Genomic DNA, 20,086 nt, shown 5'->3' with positions numbered 1-20,086 from the left:
ATAGACGCAAAAAAACTCACCAAGATGGCGAGTTTTTTTGGTTAATCAAAAGAAGTCCTGAATTTTTCCGCTATATATGGCATGGTTGAAGGCACCTCTTGAAGATCCATTTCAGGATAACGGACAGCTGTTAATTTTCCGCCGAAGACGCAGCCTGTATCAATATTGTAAGTATGATTGACTCGTCTTGCTTCAGGGACTGGCGTATGACCATACACGATCCATATTTCCCCTTTGTAGGATTGAGCCCAGTCCTTCCTGACCGGAGACCCATCTGGATGTTTGGAGCCATTGATATCACCATAGAGGACAAAGGTTTTTACCTTACTGCTATATTGACCAATATAATCACTGCGAATTCCCGCATGGGCAATGATCAATCGCCCATCATCAATAAGTTGATAGAGTGGGGAACGTTCATACAGATCCATGAATTTTTTTCGGATCTTCTTCTGCTCCCGAATGTTTAGGGATTCATATTCAGCTACTGTAGTCTCTAAACCATGTGATATTTGAACTTTATTGCCTGAAAAATAACGATACAATTTATTGCAATGGTTTCCTGGGGCATACCTTGCAATATTTTGGTTAATGACTAATTCATGGACAACCTCGATTACTTGAAGGGAATTAGGGCCGCGATCGGTTAAATCCCCTACAAAGCCGAGAATCCTTCCAGAGGGATGGACAGGAATCCCAGTATCCCATGTATAGCCCATTTTTTCCGTCAACTGTTTGAATTCGGCGAAACATCCATGAATGTCCCCTATGATATCGATGTTCATTTGACACACCCTTTGTTTGTTTTGTATATGTTTATGGTATTAGTATAGTATTATTTAAAAAAATAAAATATAAACGAGGAAATGAAAAAATATGTTTTAGGAGGTGTATGTTATGGAAGAAATGAAGGAACGGGAAAGTGTTCAAATGAATAACGAGCTTTTGCTTGAAGCGCTTAAAACGGAAAATCTAGATCAGTTCCGTACGGAGTTCCTTGAAATGCATCCATATGATCAGGCTCAATTTTATACAAGCTTGTCAGATGAATTCAGATCCGTCGTATACAGATATTTGTCACCGGAAGAAATGGCTGGCCTTTTTGAAAATATTGAAATAGATAAAGAGGATTTCGAAAGCCTGCTGGCTGAAATGAATCCTTCTTACGTAGCTGATATGCTTTCCCATATGTATGCGGATGATGCGGCTGACGTCCTAAATGAAATTAATGATGAGCAGGCCGTCAGCTATTTGACCATCATGGATAATGAAGCGGCAAGTGAAATCCAAGAGCTTCTAAACTATGAAGAGTATACAGCAGGAAGCATCATGACGACAGAGTTCATCGCCATTGAAGCAAACGAAACGGCTCGATCAGCCATGCAGATCTTAAAAAGGGAAGCTCCGCAAGCGGAGACGATATATTATGTGTTCGTTACCGATCTGGATAAGAAGCTTCTTGGTGTCTTATCGCTCAGGACATTGATCATAGCTGATGAAGATGCTTTAATTGGTGATCTAATGGATGACCGGGTAGTATCCGTACCTGTATCTGAAGACCAGGAAGAGGTTGCGCGTAAAATAAGGGACTATAATTTCCTTGCCGTGCCGGTCGTTGATTTTCAAAACCATTTGTTAGGGATCATTACAGTTGATGATATCATTGATGTCATGGATGAAGAGGCATCCGATGATTATTCTAAATTAGCGGGCGTACCAAATCTCGATCATGTTGATAAGAGTCCCTTTTCTGCTGCAAAAAAACGGTTGCCATGGTTGATCATTCTCTTGTTCTTAGGCTTATTGACGGCTAGCCTGATTGGCCGTTTCGAGGAGACACTTAGCCAAAAAGCGATCCTGGCTGTATTTATTCCATTGATTGGCGGTATGGCTGGCAATACCGGAACACAAGCATTGGCAGTGGCGGTACGGGGAATTGCAACAGGGGAATTGGAGCAGGCAAGCAAGTGGAAGCTCGTCATGCGGGAGGCGGGGACTGGCCTCATCACTGGCCTGACATGTGGAACAGCCATCATTTTGATTGTATATATTTGGCAAGATGATCTAATACTGGGTTTATTGGTTGGAATATCGATTTTCATTACTTTAATAGTTGCCACACTCGCGGGATCGCTTGTACCGCTCCTCATGCATAAAATGAAGATTGACCCAGCGGTAGCCTCCGGACCCTTCATTACAACCATCAATGACATTATCAGTGTTCTGATTTATTTTGGATTAGCTACATTATTCATGGGTTATTTACTATAAGTTAAAGCAGACCTTTTCGGGAAGCGATATTCCAAAGGGACTTCAGAAAACGGTGTTTTTATCAGAGGAAATTTGGTATACTGTCATTAGTAGCAGGTACTAATAACTTGTATTAAAAATAGGAGGTCACATACGATGACTTTTTCATTAGAGGGAAAAACGTTTGTCATTATGGGTGTAGCGAATAAAAGAAGTATTGCTTGGGGAGTTGCCCGTTCCTTACATAAAGCAGGTGCAAAGCTGATATTCACCTACGGAAAAGATCGTACAGAAAAAAGCGTTAGGGAACTTTCTTCCACATTGGAAGGGGAGTCTTCCTTGATTTTACAATGTGATGTAACGAAGGACGAGGATATCGAAAAGTGCTTTGCAACAATAAAGGAAAAGGTGGAAGTCATCCATGGTGTAGCACATTGTGTGGCTTTCGCCAACAAGGAGGAACTTGACGGAGAGTTCGTCAACACGAGCCGTGAAGGGTTCTTGCTTGCCCATAATATCAGTTCGTTCTCTTTAACTGCTGTAGCTAAAGCTGCGAAAGAAATCATGCCGGAAGGTGGCAGCATTGTCACGATGACGTATCTTGGCGGTGAACGTGTCATGCCGAATTATAATGTAATGGGAGTGGCTAAGGCGTCACTTGAAGCCAATGTCCGTTACCTTTCAAGTGATCTTGGTAAAGATAACATTCGAGTGAATGCAATCTCAGCCGGTCCAATCCGTACCCTATCCGCTAAAGGTGTCCGGGACTTCAATACAATCTTGAAAAAGATTGAAGAAGAAGCACCGCTCCGTCGTACAACGACTCCGGAAGAAGTAGGGGATACGGCGGTATTTTTATTAAGTGACATGTCCCGCGGAGTTACCGGGGAAAATATCCATGTGGATTCGGGTTATCATATAATGGGATGATAAAAGGGGACTCTTTAAGGTCCCCTTTTTAATTTTTTGAACTTTTATCATCCTGTTCTTCAAAGATCGGTGTTAATGTTTGTTTTCCGGTATCTTGAAGAAGTACTTCAATCTTAATCGACTTAATCGAATCTTCATCTAAAGGGATCCGTCCTCCTGTTTCGATTTTTTTCCATTTTTTAATATCCTCTCGATAAAGTGTTTTCGATAACCTAAACAGGTCCAGCCCTCTTTTTTGTGTATATTGATATGTGTAATTTATTTCTTCCTTGATAGAGCGTATTAACTCTTTTTCATATTCTTTGCGTGTTATGTTCCTTTTCAACATGTCAACACTTGCTTTAATCTTCATTTTTATATGAAAACGAACTTTTCCGTTTTTTTCTACGATAGGTGTTATCTTAGTCTTCCTACCGTACACAATAACTGACGTGCTTCTTTCCGTTCCAGAGAAAAGGTTAACGTTATCACGAACAAATTGTTCGTTCACTAATCTTGCACCATTCATCACCTTTTTAGGCAGAATGGCCTTTATTTTATTTTCTGAAATAATAGCGATGTTTTCCATTAATAAAGCCTTCTTTTTTTCTTTCTGCCCGGTCCATTGCTCCGTAATCTTTAGTTGGGGAATTGAAACGTAATGAGCAGGTTCGTTCAGCTCAATGAGAATCTCTCTTAAATTTATCGGTGGGATAAAAGAGCTTTGATTATAGTTCCCCTTTGGATCGCTTAATTTTGAAAAAGCCATGGAAATGTTTTCGATAGGGGAAATAAGCATGGCATCTTTAACCGGACCCTTAGTCATATAAAAGTAAATTCGGTAGCGTGTTTCGCGATAACGGTCCAATAAATCAAGCGTATATTTGAAGTTGCCAGTTTTAATGGCTTCTTCCGATAAAATAACAAAAGAAAGATGTCCCCAATAAATACGCCGGTCTGACGTATGATATAAATTAAACAAGGCTTCATCGAGAGTATTTCCAGTAGCACTTCCGACATCTGCAGCGTTTAGGGAACTGGGATCTCCACCTGATTCGGATTTTGCCAGCCCTTGCATATTAATGATTTGAAGGTGAACGACGATCTTTCCGTCTTTATAATCGACCCCTAATCCATTTGCATAAACAAGTCGTTCAGGTTCATTTGAATCCCAGCAACCAGAGAGTACGGCAACACATAATAGTATTAGAATGAATTTGTACCTCATTTTTTTCCATCATCGCCTTTCTTCGTGGGGTCTTTAGAAGAAAAGATAGAAGGGCGTTTTTTATCCAAAAAGGGAGGAACCCGAAAAAGGGTTTTTGCAACATTGGACCAACTTAAGTTGGCGGATACTTCCATGTAGGGAACGCCTAATATTCGTATATTACTCACATACGCACAGAGGAATAGCGCTAAAAGTATGAATGCGAAAAGACCTAAAAAAGAGGCGGAAATAATAGCAACCAGCCTAATTAAGCTAATGACCCCAATGATCGATTGATTTACGAGTGTAAAAGTAGCTACAGCTGAGCCTGCAATCACAACAAGCATGGCAGGACTTGTTAAACCGGAACGTATCGCCGCATCCCCAATAATTAAAGCGCCCAATACACTTAATGTTGGACCAATCGACGTAGGTAATCGCATCCCGGCTTCTTTGAATATTTCAAAGACGATGACCATCGTAATGGCTTCAATTGCGGTAGGAAGGGGCAATCCTCTTCTGGACTCGACAACGGTAGCCAACAAGATTAAAGGAAGCTGATCTTGATGAAAGGTGGTTAAAGCCACCCAAAAACCTGGTAAAAGAGCAGCGACGAAAATGCCAAAAAGTCGAAGAGCCCTTTCAAAGGAAGCATAGATAGACGTGAATTCATTGTCTTCCGATGTTTTTAACACAATAAAAAGGTTGATTGGGGTGATCATCGTATAGGCAACCCCGTCAATTAAAATTAAGATCCTGCCTTTTAATAGGCATTGGACGGCAAAGTCAGGCTTACCTGAATAGTCATGCCTTGGGAAGAGCATGGAGGGCTGTTCTTCAATTAACACCATAAACTGATTTCCTCCAAATATTCCATCTATATCAATTGCTTCAATCTTTTTGGTGATTTGCTGAACCATATCTGGATCAGTGATATCATCCATATATAAAACAGCGACTTTAGTCAAAGTTCGCCTGCCCACTTCGAAATATTTTACACTTAAAGAATTTGTACGCATTCTCTTCCTAATTAAGGCCACATTGATGGACAAATCTTCAATAAAATTATCTCTCGGTCCTTTTATCGTTGATTCTGACGCTGTTTCCTCTGGATTACGTTGAGGGCGGTTTGCTATGTTTACAGATAATAAAAAACTGAATTCCTCTAAGTAAAGCAACAATCTTCCAGAGTAGATATCTGCGAACAACTCTTCCTTGGTATTCACTTCAGTAAGCTGTGGAAGATGAAGTGAAGCTTTTATTGCATCAATTGTTATTTTCCCTCTTGGATATTTTTCGAAAAATAATGTTAGCCTTTCAAATACGAGATTATTTAATAATTCAGTATCGACAAGCCCTTCACATCCCATTACGGTAATTTTTATCGGTGACTCATTACGATATACACTGGTTTGAAAAAAAACATCTCCTGAGTTTTGAAAGATTTCTTTTAAATCGGATTCATTTTTTATCACGAGTTTATCAGGTTTTTCTGGTTTCCTATTCGGACTGGGTGATTGTCGGTTCTTTTTTTTGAACATCGGATGTGGACCTCCTTTTTCTTCGGTTACTAAAGAAAACAAATAAACTTAAAAGGATGGAAACGGCTAATAAGAAATAAAAGGTAATCGGCAAAACAAATGTTTTTATAAAGGAATATAAAACAACATCGCTGAAGTTAAATGAATTAGAAATGATAAGGAAAATAGAATAGGCTAGGAGCAATATGATTTGGTTTCGCTTTTTTTTAATGGATAGCACTTCGAGTGATAAAAATAGGAAAAAGGAAACGCGAATAAAGGCTCCTGTTAACCATTGATAAATCGACAAGAAATCAAGATGCTCAATGAATCTTCCTAATGTGACTAATCCCCATTGCTCAAAGGCAGGATACTTTTGCCTTGCGGCTTCGACTGGGCCGAATTCTATAATGGAGCCAATAAGCGGCCCAAGAATAAGCCATGTAAGGAGGATAGTATTTATAGTAAAAACCTTGAATTTTAGTTTTCCATGAACTTTTTGCTGCATAAAAAGTATGACAATCAATTCGATAAGGCCAGACAAGGGATAAATAATACCTGCAAAGACAGGGGACCATCCATTTTCAAGGATGGGTTTCAAAAGTGAATAATCTTTAAATTGTAAGTTCGTGATTGCAACAAAAAAGCCAAAAACAAGGACGGCCATCAATACAAATGTGTTTACAATAGCGATCGTTTGTATGTTTGTTGAGGCAAGGAAAAAGCATAAGCCAGTAAATAAGATGATTTCAAATATCGGAGGAGTTATGGGCAAATAGGAAATCTTTGTCCATACAACCATCTCTTTTAATGAAATCGCAGCCAAAGCAGCGAAAAAGAGACTCATGGCAATGGATAAAATCCAGCCTGTTACCTTCCCAATATTTTTTTCCACCCAGACAAATATATTTGTCTGGCCTGTGGCTTTATGGATATAGAATAAGAGAAAACACCAAATCAAAATTAGGCCTAAAGCAAGTAGAACTGAAATCCACGCATCCCTTTTGGCCGCCCGTAACAAATGAGGAAGAATCGTTACATGATTTTTCAAGCCGACAGCCGTCATCATGATTAAAGATAGTTGTACGGTTGAAATCTTTCCATTTTTTTTCATCTTCATATACTCCTTTAATAAATCAATATCTTTAGTTTTCTCCATTAATCCCTAACATATCCAAAATAGGTTTCCAATCCTTTTTTAAATCTCAAGCATAAAAAAGGGTGAATTTCATATAAATGATACATAGAGCAGATATTCATTGTTTGGGAGAATCAGCATACCTGCTTTCAACCCTATTCGTGAAAAAGAAGGAGGGTCATCATGAACATGAAGAAAGTTGATCTGCCTTGTGCTGTTGGAAAACAAACCATACACAATACGCTGAAGAGACATATGAAATTGAATGAAGAAAATTTCAGCACTTCATATACAGCCGAGGAATTGGTGGAGCTATTGTCCCGACTCCCAGCCTTTGCACCTAAGCCTGTTTGTAAGTTCATCATCAATGACCGTACACTGTTCGGAAAATTGGAACATAAGAAAGAATCCAGTCTGTTCATAAGGCATAAATTCGGGAAAAAGGTTGTTCAATACCATATGGAACAGCTGCAGTCTGTGGATATTCTGAAATATTAAGGAGGATTTTCATGTCAGAAAATAATGGCGATAAGAAATCCAAACCACTTTTATATGTAAATCAGGCAAAAATCTCCGATCTGCGAGGGAATATGCAAAGTGATTTTCGAACGAAAAAAGATACACCTCAAGATAACGTTGAGCCGGTGCTTCAGGAAGACGGGAATAAAGAAGAAAAAATCGAAAAGATCAAACGTGAATTTGGTGTTTATGATGTCATGAAGGAAATCGAAACAGAGATTACAGGTATAAGGAGAATTACCGAACAATATGTCCCAGAACAAACTCCGGTTGAACAAATGGGAAATCCTGAACAATCAGAACAGGAACCTGAAAAGCCAGTTAAGAAAAAAAGGAGAAAAATGGAGAAGGGAGAATCTTCTGGGGACATCATTTCCCGGCTATCCAATCATCAAGGTTTTCCAAAGCCATTATGTGAAGCTGTTATTAACGGAGAAACGCTTCAGTTTCATGTGTTGGGAATGAAAGGGGAATCAGTGAAGATTAAAAGAGGGAACCATATTCAGTTCGTAGGTCTACCGGATATTATTGATGCCAAAATAATTGGAGAATCCAAGTGAAGGAGCAATATTGAATGTTTCTCCCACAAAATGAGTTCACCTTATTTCTAATATTAGGCTTGGCTTCCTTCAGGCTGACACGCTTGATCGTATTCGATAAAATCATGGAGCCAATCCGCCGCCCCTTTTTTAAAGAGATAGAGGAAGAGAATGAAGAAGGTGATGTGGAAATATTTTTAATGCCCAAAGAAAAGGGCCTGCTTGGCTGGGGTGGGCAACTGCTTAGCTGTTTTTGGTGTGTTGGTGTATGGGTCAGCCTTTTACTGGTATTCCTATATATACAACATTGGTTCATAGGCTACGTACTGATTTTAACCCTTGCCGTAGCGGCAGTAGGAGCGATAATTGAGGTCATTATCAGCAAAATTATGGACATTTGATTGGAAACAACTTGTCTCTTCGCTCATATAGTAAGGTATAGACATTAAGGAGGGGTCATGAATTGAATAAGAAACAGAGTTCATGGGCTTATGCCAAACCGATGAAAAAAGATCGGCCGGTCAAAATTAAGAAGGACTGTGGCTGTAACAATAAAAATAAAGGATATTAAGTAAAAAAACCTTTCCAATTCGGAAAGGTTTTTTTACTTCCTAATCCTACCATTCATAAAAAAACAGTTAAACAAGAAAATAATAATAGAACGATAAATTAGGATGTGATTCTATGTTCAGACAAGGAAGATATTTTAAGGGCAAATGGATGTTTATTATGTTCGTTTTGTGTTTGCTCACTGCATGCAGCAGTCATGGTGACGGAAAAACAGAGAATTTAGCATTGATTAAACGCACGAATCCTGAACCGATGGATATCATCAATGGGATGGATGAAAAAGACGAAAAGGGACTGATATCAAAGGTCAAGGAAACAGTTGCTAATGAAGACACCATCTATGATGTGATTGTCGTGAAAAATGGCCAAAAGATTATCGTCGCATATAAGGTTAAGCACTTAAAACGTTTTCAGATGAAGAAGATTGAAAAAACTGTGACTGGAAATCTTGAAAAGCAGTTTCCCAAGTACGATTTTATCGTTTCGAGCGATTATAAAATCTTTTTGGAATCTGTAAGATTGAACGAGTTACTCAAGGAAAAAAATGTTCCCGAGAAAAAGGCAAAGAAGAAGTTCAAGGAGATTGAAGGACTTCAAAAAGATTTAGTTTAGAAAGGGAGGTTCGGCACTATGAGCGGCAAGGAGAAAACGACCCAACAGCAGGATGCGTATCAAGAGCTCCAAGGAAAGCATGAAATTAAAAGGCCGATAGTGAAGAATTGTTTGAAAGCCTTTTTAGTAGGTGGCATTTTCTGCATAGTGGGTCAAGCCATTTCTTACTTCTATATTTATTTTTTTAACTTTACGGAACAGACAGTAGGTAGTCCAACAACTGCTACCATGGTATTTCTGGCTCTTCTAATGACCGGCTTCGGGTTTTATGACCGCATTGGCCAGTTCGGTGGGGCAGGGAGTGCCGTCCCTGTTACAGGGTTCGGTAACGCAGTCATTTCGGCAGCTATCGAACATCGGACTGAAGGATTTGTTCTTGGTGTTGGATCCAATATGTTTAAATTGGCCGGATCGGTCATTTTATTTGGAGTATTTTCAGCCTTTGTCGTGGCGTTGATAAAAACGATTTATCAAATGATTGGGGGCTAAGCGGTGTTACAGGGAAAACAAACATGGATGTTCGCCAATAAACCGGTCATCTTGGAAACAGGGGTAACAGGCGGGCCATTTGAGGCAAATGGAGAAATCGCGGGTGATTTTGATATCCTATACGATGATTTGTGGATGGAACAGGATTCTTATGAGAAGGCTCATCGCCATTTGATGGAGAAAGCGGTTGAGCTTACACTGGAGAAAGGTAAGATTGACAAAGAGCAGGTACAATTTTTCTTGGCGGGTGATTTAATCAATCAAATTACACCCACAAGTTTTGCAGCCAGAGCCAACGGCATTCCATACTTTGGCTTGTTTGGAGCCTGTTCCACTTCAATGGAAGGTCTTGCTCTAGCTGCCTTCATCACCAATTATGGCGGGGCTAACTATGTGTTGACTGGCGCCTCGAGCCATAATGCAGCTGTTGAAAAGCAATTTCGCTATCCAACTGAATATGGAGGGCAAAAACCTCCGACAGCTCAATGGACGATAACAGGAGCAGGGGTGGCACTGGTAGCTCCTAATGGAAGCAAGCAAGGGGAATTTCCCCACATCGTCTCGGCCACCATCGGAAAGGTCATTGACATGGGATTGAAGGATCCCTTCAATATGGGGGGAGCGATGGCCCCGGCCGCCGTCGATACGATTCTTGCCCATTTTAAAGATACTGGTTTGACCCCGGATGATTATGATTTCATCATTACTGGTGATTTAGGAAAAATAGGCAGGGGGACTGCCATTGACTTATTAAAACAAAAGGGCTGCGATATTAATCAGGAAAAATTCAAAGATTGCGGATTGATGATTTTTAAAAAGGACCAGCCTACTTTGGCAGGCGGGAGTGGTGCGGGATGTTCGGCTGTGGTTTTATATGGCCATATACTAAATGAAATGATTTCTGGTAAATATAAAAAAATCCTGCTTGTTGCAACAGGAGCATTATTGTCACCGCTATCCGTCCAGCAAAAAGATTCCATTCCGTGCATTGCCCATGCGGTAGCCATTGAATATGGGATGAAATCATGAAAAAGGAGAGATTTGGATGTTAGCAATGTTTTTTTGGGCCTTTGTCATCGGTGGCTTGATATGTGTAGTCGGTCAGCTTCTTTTCGATGTTGGCAAGCTGACACCAGCACATACGTTAAGCCTGTTCGTTGTAATAGGAGCTGTTCTTGGCGGGTTTGATTTATACGAACCACTTGTTGACTTTGCCGGTGCTGGAGCAACCATACCAATCGTTTCGTTTGGGAATTCGCTCGTGAACGGGGCAATGATGGAATCGGAAAAACACGGTCTCGTTGGCGTATTGACAGGTATGTTTGAAATTACAAGTTCCGGTATCTCTGCAGCTATCATCTTTGGATTTATTGGGGCGTTAGTTTTCAGACCAAAAGGTTAAAATAATGGAAATAGGCAGCTTGGACTAGGACATGGCCTATACATATTTGTCCAGACCTACATATGTTATCAGTAAGCTTTAGCGAGAGCGAGGTGATTTAGTATGTTTGGTTTTGGTGGCTACGGTTGTGGCAACAGCTGTTATGGCTACGGAGGCGGTTATGGCGGAGGCTATGGTTGCGGCGGTTCTGCTTTCGCGATAATCGTTGTCTTGTTTATCCTATTAATCATTGTAGGGGCTTCTTTCTGCTGTTAACGTAAAAGGAATAGGCAGAAGAGGCCTATTCCTTTTATTTTTATTTGAGGGCCTAGCACCATTTTTCTGTTAATACATAGGATAGGTACAGAAAAGGGAGGGGCTTAGGTATGGATAATAACTTTTTAAAAAACATAGAAGGTAAAACGGGCGTAAATATGAAAGATGTATTAGAGTTGGCAAACTCTCTGCAGGGAGCCAATTTCAAAGATGAAACAACAGTTAGAAGCGTCATTAAGCGCGTTTCAAAAATAGCAAATAAGCCGGTCAATAAGGAAACGGAAGATAAAATCGTCCAATCCATTGTATCTGAAGGGAATAAACTGGATTTCGGGACTATTTCCAATATGATAAATAAAAAGTGAAAAGAAGGCCTGCTAAAGTGCAGGCCTTTCCCATTTCGTTTTTCAAAGAGATATATTATTCACTTTTGGTTAAAGCTTCAAGAAACGTGATGGATGAGCGGTTCGTCCGCGTCTAGTTTGCAGGATGGAAATATAAAGATCCTTTTTAGCCCTGGTTGCTGCTACATAGAGCAATCGCCTTTCTTCTTCAAGAGGGGCCAGCTCCCCTTTTCGGTATGATTCAAGTGCAAAATCATGAGGAATGCTGCCATCGACAGCAGCAAGGACATAAACGGTTTGATATTCAAGCCCTTTGGAACGGTGTATGGTAGTTAGCTGTATGGCATCCTTAAAATGTTTCGATAGCTGTTTTATCTCTTGAACCATCGCAGTCATATGATCGACATGATCAAGGAAAGCAGCGACGGTGGGAAAACGATTTGCTGCCACCTTTAGGTCGCGGATGTCATCGGAACCTTTTTCCAGGTTTGCTTCATTTCCGCGCTTTTTTACATATTCCTGATATCCCAAATCTTTTTCGATGATTTCTAAAGCTACAAGTGGAGCCATATTTTTTAAAGAGCGGATTTGTCCTGGGATCGTTTTTAATTTTCGTTCTTGAAAAGCATGTCCTGTTTTAACAAAAGCAAATGCATCGATAAAATCACAATCCTGCAGTATTGTCATTGCTTTTAACTCCTGTAAAATACTTTGCTTTAAAAATAAGGAGGAAAGGACATCAGATGCTGCCTTGCTATCATGGGGAAACAAACTCAAGCGCATAAAGGCCAGCATGCCGCGAATGACCCTGCGCTGATAAAACGAATCCGCATCCTTTTCAATGACAAATGGCAGGTTTGAAGCGGCTAGCCGTTCAAAAATGGCTCTGGACATCGTATGTGTCCTATACAAAACTGCAAAGTCCCCAGGGTTTGCTCCCTTGGATATTTTTTCTTGGATATCGGATACGATCATCGTTGCTTCCAATTCCTCATCATAAGGATAAAATAATACAGGGGGATTACCAGAATCATGCTGTGCCCTCATCTTTTTTTCCATCCGGTTCTGGTTCCGTTTGATCAAGCGGTTCGCTGTAGCGACAATTTCATGAGAAGAGCGATAATTCTCGGTCAGCTTTACCACTTGGGATCGAGGGAAATCATGATTGAAATTCAGAATATACTTCGGATCGCTTCCACGGAATGAATAAATGGATTGATCATCATCCCCAACCGCACATACATTTTTTGATTCAGCAGAGAGGAGTTTTATCAATTCATATTGAACTTTATTGATATCCTGAAACTCATCAACCAAAAAATAGTTAAATCTTTGCTGATATTTCTTTAAAAAATCCGGGTGGTTTTTTAAAAATACATAACAGCCTACAAGCATATCATCAAAATCATATTTCCCTGTTTGCTGTTTATATTCTTCATATTTCTTATATAAAAATAAACAGGATTTCTCCCACTCGTCAGTCGGTTTAATATCTTCTGGAAAGGCCAAGGAATTTTTCCAAAGCCCAATTTGTTGAAGGGCTTGATCATAAGCAAATTCCTTATCATCAAGTTCCAATTCCCTGCCAGCCTGTTTCAAAATCTTTTCTTTTTCCCATTCCCACTTCAATAGGAAATCGCGCTGCCATTTGGATGGTTCGTGAAAAATCAGGATTTTATAAAAGATGCTATGAAAGGTCCCGCTAACTATTTGAGAAACAAGGGAAGGTGTCATATAGGGATAGCCGAGCAGACGCTGCTGCATTTCCTTTGCAGATTTCGCCGTGAATGTTACAAGCATGATACTTTTTGGATCAATCTTCTTCACTGTGAGCATATAGGCAGTACGTACCGTTAATACCCGGGTTTTCCCACTGCCAGCTCCTGATAGGACGAGAATTGGTCCATCGATCGTCATTACCGCTTTGAGTTGCTCTGCATCTAGAACAACCCCGGATGAGGATAATTCCTGAAAGTATGGATCCTCTGTTTGTTCCAGGGCAGAAGGTTTATCTGAATACTTCGGATTGCCAGTTATGGGCCGGCTTTTAAGGAAAGGTTCCGTAATGGTTTTTGTTTCTGTAATGGTTCGTGATGTCGGAATCCTAAATCCATTCTGTTCCATATATTCTAATGGCTTGTCCTCATTTATCGGTTCTGAATTCGGCATTTCGCAGTGCGCCTGCGATGGGTCACTATGATAAAAATAGGGTGTCTCATGGATTCCAATAAATAATTTCACTGGTTTATGACAAATGATACAAGAAAGCTGATCACGTTTTCCTTTTTCAAAAAGTGTCTGCAGCTCACCAGCTGAAACGGTATGTAAATGTACGATTTCATTGCCAGATTTTGCTTGATTCATATAAATGGATACCTCTAATCTATTAAAAATATCGGCAATACTCATCATACCAGAAGATTAGGAAAAAAGAATGCGGAAATAGTGTTTAAATATCATCCCGGACGGGTATGTAATTGACAACATAACTATTTAAATAAAGGTGGGAGGGATTACTATGGGATACATAGCACCTGTTACACAATTTGATTATATTCAATATGCCAACCGGACGATTGAAGCTGAAGAGAAAGTAAGAATTGTTAAAGGAACGAAACCCATTCAACCTATCCGCTTTGACCAGGTGTTGGAAGAGGAAATGGGAAGCTTTGAAGGATTCGATCAAGTTCAATATCATAATCGGGAAAGGACGTATGGGGCAGGCTCTAAGAAAAACCAAATGGGCATGAGGTCTAGTGAAGAATCTACGGCTGAAATGACAGGAAAAGGGTGGTATTTCAACGAAAGTGTCTAGTTTTGCAAAGAAAAACAAAAGAGGACACGTGAAGTGTCCTTTTTGTGGTGATTTCTTAGAGAATGTCAATTTCCACGATTAGAGCTAATAATAATTGTAGTAAAAGTTGGATATTAAGAGCAATTTGTGCATCAGTTGTTACAACGTCGATATCACGGCTGTTTTCAACAATTGTTTTTTGGCGCGTGATTTGTTTAACATTAGAAGATTGGATTAATTCTTGGGTAATCCTATCAGCATTATCATTATCTGCAACGGAAATGCTTACGATGATCGCAATAGCTGCTTGTAGAGCTGATTGTAGAGAAAGAGCCGCTTTAACATCTGTTGAAGTGATATTCACATTACAAGAATCTTTAATGTAAATTAGTTCTTCGGAAAGCTGAATTTGAGAATTGTCTTGTCTTGCCTCTTGTTCGATCTCGTCATTTTCGTTATTGCAGAACCCTGTCAGGGGGTGGTGTGAAGCGGAATCTAGGGCCGACCATGATCTTTCAGAGTCTTCATGAGTGTTACAGTTGCTACGATATACATTTTGGTTCATGTTGTTTTTTCCTCCTTAGGTTTTATTCCCTATTAAAATATGCTTTGATGGTTAATCGGGTTGGACGAATAAATCAGTTAATTCGTCTATTTTTTAATACTTAGGTAAAGTATTAGTGTGTGGGGAGATGAATGATAAAAGAAGCTGGAGCTTTAGGAATGAAATGTAAGTGCTGCTATGTCCCTGTTACTTATTTCCCGCCAGCAAATAGGGTTTGATTAGGTGAAATGGTGAATCATTTATCTTTGGAATCAGTGAATTTGTTATGAATAGAATTTGTAATTGGATTAACATCTTTTTCCGTGATGTTCTTTTCTTGGTTTATGATTTTTTGCGATTGCTCTTGTAAATAACGAATGGTTTCTTTAAGGTTATTTCTTTCTTTTTCAGTTAGATCGACTTTTTCCTTTTTGAAACCATGTTTTCTCATAGTCCTCGAAACCAGCAGTTCCATTAGTCTTTTTTGAGACTCCTCCAGGTTAAATTCATTGTTGCCCATAAAATTTTCCCTCCTTCTTGCTTTCTATATATAGTCTATGTACTTTTGCGGAGATTGCCATTGAACAGAAATGGTTTTTTTATAAAACGATAATTTAAGATCATGAACGACCAAAAAAACGCTGTCCAATCAGAAAACTGAAAGGACAGCGTTTTTATATCATAAAATGGTTTTCGTCATCGTTTTATGAGGAATGCCAGCATCCATAAATTCGTCGGAAACGATCTCATATCCTAATTTTGAATAAAAAGGAATCGCGTGCACCTGAGCATCAAGCTTCAATTGAGGTACTTCCCGTTTGCTTGCGTATTCCTCAATAGCGTTCATGATCATGGCACCGGCACCATTCTTTCGGCCCGATGATAGTACACAAATGCGCTGGACTTTACCAATGTTGTCGATGACCCTTAAGCGGCCGGCACCTATTGGCTGATCCTGATCATCATATAAAACGAAATGTGCAGACTCTTCTTCATATTCATCAATCTCTTCTTCAAGAGGGACTTTTTGTTCTTGGACGAATACTTTTTTTCGAATCATATAAGCATTTTCAAGCTCTTGGGTGTTCTCTGCAATTTTTACAAACACGAAATCATTCAGCTCCTAATCTAAATGTTTCATAAACGGTCCATGCCCCATCTTCAAGCTGATACAGCAAGTGAACTCGTTTCACCTCTTCTTCATGGCTAACGTCAAGCATGCTTAATTGGCCTAAAACATCAGAATGCTCATTATCGGATAAATCTTGAGCGATGGTAATATGCGGGACGAATGCATGTTCATTTTCACTTTTCATGAATTCATCGTTGTTAAGTGCATCATGCAGCTCTTGAAGCCCTTCGGATAATTCCACTTTGAAAAAAATAGTATTGCTTACGGGTTGGAAGGACTTCGCTTTCGTTACGTTCATCGTAAAAGGCCTGCACTTTTGAGCAATGCCTTTTAATTGTTCCGCGATTGTCGAAATTTCCATATCCGTCGCTTCGAACGTTGGTTTAAGGGTTAAGTGCGGTGGAATGAAAGCATATTTCGTATCATACCTTTTTCGATAGGAGTTAGCTAAATCTTGAAGTTTTTTTGAAGGGAAAATTGCAACACCATATTTCATAAATAAAACCTCCTGATATTTTTTATTGTTGTATTATAGTTGGACATGTTTTTTCTTGAAACCATCTCAAAAGAGATGATTACGAGTAAGTTAGAACATTTCCAATAGTGCTCTTTTTAAATCTGCCTGCCAATATTTCCAGGTATGATTACCTTCAAATTCTTCATAGAAGCATGGAAATCCTTTTCGGTTTAATAATTTATGCAATTCCCTGTTGGGTTCTATGAAGTTTGCCCTGTTGCCATCAGTTGTCGGAACATCAGTTTCCCCAGTCCCGATCACATGGTAAAGTTCGAGTAGATGCGGATCCTCAAAATTACGTACAGCATCCATTACTGCTTCATTGGCAAGTGGTGACTGCATGATGCATTTCCCGAATGTATGGGGATATTTTAGTGCGGCCAATAAAGAAACTGTACCACCAAGAGAGTCACCGATCAAAGCTCGACCATGTCCCATTTGATAGGTCGGAAATTCATCATCTAAAAACGGGACAAGTTCATGGGCAAGAAAACGTATGTATGCAATGTGCTGTTCCCCGTCCGGATGATATTTGCTCCTGCGGTCAAAGCGGTCTTTATAGGGAATGCCGACAATGATGATATTCTCAATTTCTTCGTTCCCTAATAGTTCATCGGCTACGCGACCAATTCGGCCCATTTGAAAATAATCACGGCCATCCTGAGCAATCACAAGCGAATATTTATACAGTGGCGAAAAATTAGCAGGCAAGTAAACAAGTAGTTCCAATTCTTCTGCTAAAGCTTCGCTTTTAAACATGTACTCTTTAATTGTGCCTTTGCGTAAACTCATTTTCCCGCACCTCGATGATAATTAATAATGAAAAACAACTTACTTGATTATTTTAGCATAGCCATGCGATTTTTTCCCGTGACAAGAATTTAGAATAGAATATTTTCATTATATTTTCTAAAAATTTAAATTATAAGATGCTATAATACAAGCATATAGGAAAATAATACAATAAAAGAGGTGGCGAATAAAATGGCAGATGTACAAGTACACAGCAGGGAAGTAACAAAGGCGGCTAAACGAACATTAATAGAGCGTGGTGTAAGTGTGGAGGCAATTGCAAAAATCGTATATGAATTGCAGTTCCCGTATAAAGCTGATCTTAAGCTGGAGGAATGCATCCACAGCGTTGAGCGTGTCCTGTTAAAAAGGGAAATTCAACATGCCATTTTAGTCGGTGTGGAGCTGGATAGACTGGCAGAGCAAAAAAAGCTGTCAGAGCCCCTGCAATCGATTGTTGAATCTGATGAAGGGTTATTCGGAGTGGATGAAACGATTGCCTTTGGTGCAGTACTCGGTTACGGAAGCATTGCTGTAACGACCTTTGGCCATTTGGATAAAAATAAAATAGGCGTCATTCACGAACTCGATAAGAAGCAAGAAGGAATCGTGCATACCTTCCTGGATGATATCGTTGCAAGTATTGCCGCGAGTGCCGCCTCAAGGTTAGCTCATCGTCTGAGAGATGAAGAAGAATCGTTAACTGAACAGGAGAAGGACATTCAGGAAGAAGAAGAGTTAATCGGTTGAAACTTGATGACCAATTTTCATCCCGACCTATCAAACCTGGCCTTAATGAGGCGGGCAGAAAGGATATTGGCCATTTTAAATGTCCGTTTTGTCTGCCTTAGAAAACAGAATGCGCGAAAATTGCCTGGATAAATTTCAAGCACCTGGATTTTCCGCTGCGTAATCTTTCCTTGTTCGGAGAGATAAATAATCTCTAATGGAGCGTTTTCTTCCATATGTTTTCGAAGTATATATTTCATTCCTTGTCACTCCTTTGCTGACTTACTTGCATTTATTATATACGAACATACGTTTCGTATGCAAGTAAAAAAGGAACACGAGTTCTTGTTTTGCGGATAGGTAATAAAAAATAAGGTAAAAATAAAACTTTTTTAATATAATGCGTTGACTTTTTAACAAAAAAACATATAATAAATTATGTACTTAAGTATTTTACTAGTCAGTTATTACATACGACTTGTTAGCTCAGTGGGAGAGCACTTCCTTGACAGGGAAGGGGTCGTGGGTTCGAATCCCTCACAGGTCATCAACTAACAAAGGCACAAATCCTTGTTATAACAAGGGGTTTGTGCCTTTTTTTATTTTGTCTTACTAGATGAGTTTAAATCAATGATAGTGATTTGCTCACATTTTGCTAACGTGACTTCTGAATAGCATTGTGGAAAATATCAGCTACTTCATCATCTTGGTTTGGAATCAAATGGGCGTAATTCTTTAACGTGATGGTAGGATCCGAATGTCCTAAACGAGCCGCTACTTTGACGATATCTACCCCTTCAGAGATCAAGATGGAGGCGTGTGTGTGCCGAATATCGTGAAACCGAATAGAAGTCACGTTAGCCGCTTTACTGATACGTTTCATCACACGTAACACGTTCCATGGATCCTGTAAGGTGCCGATCTCTGTACAAATGACTAAGTCTAGGTCTTGATAATGTTCACCAAGCCTTTTCCTCTGTGTTTCTTGACGTTCTTTATGAGCCTTTAATTCCTTGATAAGGAAATCAGGAATCGGGACTTGCCGTTTTGATTTTTTCGTTTTCGGCGTTGATAAACGATATCCTTTATCGGGATGTGAGAAAGGGAACGTTGTATCCGGATAGATTTTTTTCCAAAGTCAATATCGCTCCATTTTAACCCAAGGAGCTCACCTTTCCTCATACCCGTATAAATGGCGAGTAAGAAGGTTAGATAATGTCGTTCTCCCTTGCATTGATTAAGGAACGATTCAATCTCATCAAAGGACCATATCTTCATTTCTTCTTTTTTCACCGAGGGTGGATCAGCATTGATCACCGGATTGAAACTAATCTTTTTCCACTTTACAGCCTGACCGAAGGCCTGATTTAATAACTGGTGTAATTTTCGTATGGTACTTGTACTATACTCCTCATCTAATTTGAGGTTATAAAAAGCATCGATATCTTCGGTCGTAATTTTTGAAAGGGGTTTGTTGGCAAAAGGATTTTCTCGTATTAAGTGCTTATCCATCAAATACTTTCTGCTTGAGGCCGTTGTTTCTTTAATCCTTTTTTGATAATGGGACGTAAACCAAAATTCCATATAGGATGAAAAGGATTCTTTGCTCGGTTCGATAAATCGATCTTCATCCAGTTCACTCTGAATCTTTCGAAGAGCAGCTTGTGCATCTTTTTTTCGAGAGAACCCGCCTTTTGTTTTTTGCCTTCGTTTACCCGTAATAGGGTCTCGGACTATATCCATAATATATGTCCAAGTATTTCCTCTTTGTTTAACAGTGCCTTTCATTTTGCTTGCCCCCATATCCTATTATAGTTCGTGTTA

At 39.6% G+C, this 20,086-nt stretch carries 26 protein-coding genes and 1 tRNA gene; 14 read left to right on the top strand and 13 right to left on the bottom strand.

Annotated features, from left to right (window positions below; genetic code table 11):
* Positions 1-41: 41 nt before the first annotated feature.
* Positions 42-785 (bottom strand): bis(5'-nucleosyl)-tetraphosphatase PrpE, encoded by a 744-nt coding sequence (gene prpE / locus ACQKKK_RS04480; RefSeq protein WP_427614377.1) that lies wholly within the window; start codon positions 783-785, stop codon positions 42-44.
* A gap of 145 nt (positions 786-930) precedes the next feature.
* On the opposite strand from prpE, the gene mgtE reads away from it, so the two are divergent.
* Together mgtE and fabI are read left to right on the top strand one after the other, a co-directional pair.
* A complete protein-coding gene (gene mgtE, locus ACQKKK_RS04475) occupies positions 931-2,271 on the top strand; it encodes a magnesium transporter (RefSeq protein ID WP_427614795.1) in 1,341 nt (446 codons plus the stop codon).
* Positions 2,272-2,406: 135 nt separating this feature from the next.
* Positions 2,407-3,180, top strand: a complete 774-nt coding sequence (fabI, locus tag ACQKKK_RS04470; RefSeq protein ID WP_427614375.1) for an enoyl-ACP reductase FabI — start codon at positions 2,407-2,409, stop codon at positions 3,178-3,180.
* 28 nt (positions 3,181-3,208) lie between these two features.
* Here the strand turns inward: fabI and ACQKKK_RS04465 are convergent, their stop codons facing one another.
* From ACQKKK_RS04465 to ACQKKK_RS04455, 3 genes are read right to left on the bottom strand one after another with little or no spacing between them, the layout of a single operon-like run.
* Positions 3,209-4,387: a Ger(x)C family spore germination protein gene (locus tag ACQKKK_RS04465; protein WP_427614373.1), complete on the bottom strand. Its 1,179-nt coding sequence runs from the start codon at positions 4,385-4,387 to the stop codon at positions 3,209-3,211.
* Positions 4,384-5,907 (bottom strand): spore germination protein, encoded by a 1,524-nt coding sequence (locus ACQKKK_RS04460; RefSeq protein WP_427614372.1) that lies wholly within the window; start codon positions 5,905-5,907, stop codon positions 4,384-4,386. The genes ACQKKK_RS04465 and ACQKKK_RS04460 overlap by 4 nt, the downstream gene beginning before the upstream one ends.
* Complete coding sequence (locus ACQKKK_RS04455) at positions 5,867-7,000, bottom strand: GerAB/ArcD/ProY family transporter (protein ID WP_427614370.1); 1,134 nt, start codon at positions 6,998-7,000, stop codon at positions 5,867-5,869. The genes ACQKKK_RS04460 and ACQKKK_RS04455 overlap by 41 nt, the downstream gene beginning before the upstream one ends.
* Before the next feature lie 207 nt (positions 7,001-7,207).
* Here ACQKKK_RS04455 and ACQKKK_RS04450 point away from each other — a divergent pair, with 207 nt between their 5' ends.
* The 9 genes from ACQKKK_RS04450 (at position 7,208) to ACQKKK_RS04410 (ending at position 11,775) form a co-directional block, all read left to right on the top strand.
* On the top strand, positions 7,208-7,522 hold the full coding sequence (locus ACQKKK_RS04450) for a hypothetical protein (protein WP_427614368.1): 315 nt from the start codon (positions 7,208-7,210) through the stop codon (positions 7,520-7,522).
* A gap of 11 nt (positions 7,523-7,533) precedes the next feature.
* Positions 7,534-8,103, top strand: coding sequence for a hypothetical protein (locus tag ACQKKK_RS04445; protein WP_427614366.1), 570 nt, complete (start codon positions 7,534-7,536; stop codon positions 8,101-8,103).
* A gap of 14 nt (positions 8,104-8,117) precedes the next feature.
* On the top strand, positions 8,118-8,483 hold the full coding sequence (locus ACQKKK_RS04440) for a DUF1360 domain-containing protein (RefSeq protein WP_427614364.1): 366 nt from the start codon (positions 8,118-8,120) through the stop codon (positions 8,481-8,483).
* A 283-nt stretch (positions 8,484-8,766) separates the two neighbouring features.
* Positions 8,767-9,264 (top strand): sporulation protein, encoded by a 498-nt coding sequence (locus ACQKKK_RS04435; RefSeq protein ID WP_427614362.1) that lies wholly within the window; start codon positions 8,767-8,769, stop codon positions 9,262-9,264.
* An 18-nt stretch (positions 9,265-9,282) separates the two neighbouring features.
* Complete coding sequence (gene spoVAC, locus ACQKKK_RS04430) at positions 9,283-9,753, top strand: stage V sporulation protein AC (protein WP_427614361.1); 471 nt, start codon at positions 9,283-9,285, stop codon at positions 9,751-9,753.
* Positions 9,754-9,756: 3 nt separating this feature from the next.
* Positions 9,757-10,782, top strand: coding sequence for a stage V sporulation protein AD (spoVAD, locus tag ACQKKK_RS04425; RefSeq protein ID WP_427614359.1), 1,026 nt, complete (start codon positions 9,757-9,759; stop codon positions 10,780-10,782).
* Positions 10,783-10,798: 16 nt separating this feature from the next.
* Entirely contained in the window at positions 10,799-11,155 is a 357-nt protein-coding gene (gene spoVAE / locus ACQKKK_RS04420; protein ID WP_427614358.1) for a stage V sporulation protein AE, read from the top strand.
* A gap of 102 nt (positions 11,156-11,257) precedes the next feature.
* Positions 11,258-11,410 carry a YjcZ family sporulation protein gene (locus ACQKKK_RS04415; RefSeq protein WP_427614357.1) on the top strand — a complete coding sequence of 51 codons (153 nt, stop codon included), beginning with the start codon at positions 11,258-11,260 and terminating at the stop codon, positions 11,408-11,410.
* A 110-nt stretch (positions 11,411-11,520) separates the two neighbouring features.
* On the top strand, positions 11,521-11,775 hold the full coding sequence (locus ACQKKK_RS04410; protein WP_427614356.1) for a stage VI sporulation protein F: 255 nt from the start codon (positions 11,521-11,523) through the stop codon (positions 11,773-11,775).
* 69 nt (positions 11,776-11,844) lie between these two features.
* Here ACQKKK_RS04410 and ACQKKK_RS04405 read toward each other — a convergent pair whose 3' ends face one another.
* The gene (locus tag ACQKKK_RS04405) at positions 11,845-14,118 is read right to left on the bottom strand and encodes an ATP-dependent helicase (protein WP_427614355.1); all 2,274 of its coding nucleotides are present in this window, start codon (positions 14,116-14,118) and stop codon (positions 11,845-11,847) included.
* Between the two features lie 154 nt (positions 14,119-14,272).
* On the opposite strand from ACQKKK_RS04405, the gene ACQKKK_RS04400 reads away from it, so the two are divergent.
* Entirely contained in the window at positions 14,273-14,569 is a 297-nt protein-coding gene (locus ACQKKK_RS04400) for a hypothetical protein (protein ID WP_427614354.1), read from the top strand.
* Between the two features lie 55 nt (positions 14,570-14,624).
* Here the strand turns inward: ACQKKK_RS04400 and ACQKKK_RS04395 are convergent, their stop codons facing one another.
* From ACQKKK_RS04395 to ACQKKK_RS04375, 5 genes are all read right to left on the bottom strand, one after another.
* Positions 14,625-15,113, bottom strand: a complete 489-nt coding sequence (locus ACQKKK_RS04395; RefSeq protein ID WP_427614353.1) for a spore coat protein — start codon at positions 15,111-15,113, stop codon at positions 14,625-14,627.
* Between the two features lie 235 nt (positions 15,114-15,348).
* Positions 15,349-15,612, bottom strand: a complete 264-nt coding sequence (locus ACQKKK_RS04390; protein ID WP_427614351.1) for a hypothetical protein — start codon at positions 15,610-15,612, stop codon at positions 15,349-15,351.
* A gap of 159 nt (positions 15,613-15,771) precedes the next feature.
* Positions 15,772-16,200 (bottom strand): GNAT family N-acetyltransferase, encoded by a 429-nt coding sequence (locus tag ACQKKK_RS04385; RefSeq protein WP_427614349.1) that lies wholly within the window; start codon positions 16,198-16,200, stop codon positions 15,772-15,774.
* A gap of 4 nt (positions 16,201-16,204) precedes the next feature.
* The gene (locus tag ACQKKK_RS04380) at positions 16,205-16,720 is read right to left on the bottom strand and encodes a YjcG family protein (protein ID WP_427614348.1); all 516 of its coding nucleotides are present in this window, start codon (positions 16,718-16,720) and stop codon (positions 16,205-16,207) included.
* A 90-nt stretch (positions 16,721-16,810) separates the two neighbouring features.
* The gene (locus ACQKKK_RS04375; RefSeq protein WP_427614346.1) at positions 16,811-17,533 is read right to left on the bottom strand and encodes an alpha/beta hydrolase; all 723 of its coding nucleotides are present in this window, start codon (positions 17,531-17,533) and stop codon (positions 16,811-16,813) included.
* Positions 17,534-17,725: 192 nt separating this feature from the next.
* Here ACQKKK_RS04375 and ACQKKK_RS04370 point away from each other — a divergent pair, with 192 nt between their 5' ends.
* Entirely contained in the window at positions 17,726-18,283 is a 558-nt protein-coding gene (locus ACQKKK_RS04370; protein ID WP_427614345.1) for a phosphatidylglycerophosphatase A family protein, read from the top strand.
* A 17-nt stretch (positions 18,284-18,300) separates the two neighbouring features.
* On the opposite strand, the gene ACQKKK_RS04365 is transcribed toward ACQKKK_RS04370, so the two are convergent.
* Complete coding sequence (locus tag ACQKKK_RS04365; RefSeq protein ID WP_427614343.1) at positions 18,301-18,522, bottom strand: hypothetical protein; 222 nt, start codon at positions 18,520-18,522, stop codon at positions 18,301-18,303.
* A 215-nt stretch (positions 18,523-18,737) separates the two neighbouring features.
* On the opposite strand from ACQKKK_RS04365, the gene ACQKKK_RS04360 reads away from it, so the two are divergent.
* Positions 18,738-18,809: transfer RNA gene (locus ACQKKK_RS04360), tRNA-Val, on the top strand.
* Positions 18,810-18,917: 108 nt separating this feature from the next.
* Here ACQKKK_RS04360 and ACQKKK_RS04355 read toward each other — a convergent pair.
* Both ACQKKK_RS04355 and ACQKKK_RS04350 read right to left on the bottom strand, forming a co-directional pair.
* On the bottom strand, positions 18,918-19,280 hold the full coding sequence (locus ACQKKK_RS04355; RefSeq protein ID WP_427614793.1) for a tyrosine-type recombinase/integrase: 363 nt from the start codon (positions 19,278-19,280) through the stop codon (positions 18,918-18,920).
* Positions 19,268-20,050: an Arm DNA-binding domain-containing protein gene (locus tag ACQKKK_RS04350; RefSeq protein ID WP_427614342.1), complete on the bottom strand. Its 783-nt coding sequence runs from the start codon at positions 20,048-20,050 to the stop codon at positions 19,268-19,270. Before ACQKKK_RS04350 ends, ACQKKK_RS04355 begins: the two co-directional genes overlap by 13 nt.
* Positions 20,051-20,086: the final 36 nt, after the last annotated feature.

The organism is Peribacillus sp. NPDC006672 (assembly GCF_050274955.1).
GTDB lineage: Bacteria > Bacillota > Bacilli > Bacillales > DSM-1321 > Peribacillus.
The sequence above is the reverse complement of the archived record's forward strand: the minus strand, read 5'-3'. Positions and strand labels throughout refer to the sequence as shown.

Coding starts and splice junctions, on each gene's coding strand:
- ACQKKK_RS04415 (WP_427614357.1), top strand. CDS start 11,258: ATGTTTGGTTTTGGTGGCTACGGTTGTGGCAACAGCTGTTATGGCTAC.
- ACQKKK_RS04375 (WP_427614346.1), bottom strand. CDS start 17,533: ATGAGTTTACGCAAAGGCACAATTAAAGAGTACATGTTTAAAAGCGAA.
- ACQKKK_RS04445 (WP_427614366.1), top strand. CDS start 7,534: ATGTCAGAAAATAATGGCGATAAGAAATCCAAACCACTTTTATATGTA.
- ACQKKK_RS04380 (WP_427614348.1), bottom strand. CDS start 16,720: ATGAAATATGGTGTTGCAATTTTCCCTTCAAAAAAACTTCAAGATTTA.
- ACQKKK_RS04435 (WP_427614362.1), top strand. CDS start 8,767: ATGTTCAGACAAGGAAGATATTTTAAGGGCAAATGGATGTTTATTATG.
- ACQKKK_RS04395 (WP_427614353.1), bottom strand. CDS start 15,113: ATGAACCAAAATGTATATCGTAGCAACTGTAACACTCATGAAGACTCT.
- ACQKKK_RS04400 (WP_427614354.1), top strand. CDS start 14,273: ATGGGATACATAGCACCTGTTACACAATTTGATTATATTCAATATGCC.
- ACQKKK_RS04350 (WP_427614342.1), bottom strand. CDS start 20,050: ATGAAAGGCACTGTTAAACAAAGAGGAAATACTTGGACATATATTATG.
- ACQKKK_RS04450 (WP_427614368.1), top strand. CDS start 7,208: ATGAACATGAAGAAAGTTGATCTGCCTTGTGCTGTTGGAAAACAAACC.
- ACQKKK_RS04370 (WP_427614345.1), top strand. CDS start 17,726: ATGGCAGATGTACAAGTACACAGCAGGGAAGTAACAAAGGCGGCTAAA.
- ACQKKK_RS04405 (WP_427614355.1), bottom strand. CDS start 14,118: ATGAATCAAGCAAAATCTGGCAATGAAATCGTACATTTACATACCGTT.
- ACQKKK_RS04460 (WP_427614372.1), bottom strand. CDS start 5,907: ATGTTCAAAAAAAAGAACCGACAATCACCCAGTCCGAATAGGAAACCA.
- ACQKKK_RS04390 (WP_427614351.1), bottom strand. CDS start 15,612: ATGGGCAACAATGAATTTAACCTGGAGGAGTCTCAAAAAAGACTAATG.
- spoVAE (WP_427614358.1), top strand. CDS start 10,799: ATGTTAGCAATGTTTTTTTGGGCCTTTGTCATCGGTGGCTTGATATGT.
- mgtE (WP_427614795.1), top strand. CDS start 931: ATGAATAACGAGCTTTTGCTTGAAGCGCTTAAAACGGAAAATCTAGAT.
- ACQKKK_RS04465 (WP_427614373.1), bottom strand. CDS start 4,387: ATGAGGTACAAATTCATTCTAATACTATTATGTGTTGCCGTACTCTCT.
- ACQKKK_RS04440 (WP_427614364.1), top strand. CDS start 8,118: ATGTTTCTCCCACAAAATGAGTTCACCTTATTTCTAATATTAGGCTTG.
- spoVAC (WP_427614361.1), top strand. CDS start 9,283: ATGAGCGGCAAGGAGAAAACGACCCAACAGCAGGATGCGTATCAAGAG.
- ACQKKK_RS04365 (WP_427614343.1), bottom strand. CDS start 18,522: ATGAAATATATACTTCGAAAACATATGGAAGAAAACGCTCCATTAGAG.
- ACQKKK_RS04410 (WP_427614356.1), top strand. CDS start 11,521: ATGGATAATAACTTTTTAAAAAACATAGAAGGTAAAACGGGCGTAAAT.
- ACQKKK_RS04455 (WP_427614370.1), bottom strand. CDS start 7,000: ATGAAAAAAAATGGAAAGATTTCAACCGTACAACTATCTTTAATCATG.
- prpE (WP_427614377.1), bottom strand. CDS start 785: ATGAACATCGATATCATAGGGGACATTCATGGATGTTTCGCCGAATTC.
- fabI (WP_427614375.1), top strand. CDS start 2,407: ATGACTTTTTCATTAGAGGGAAAAACGTTTGTCATTATGGGTGTAGCG.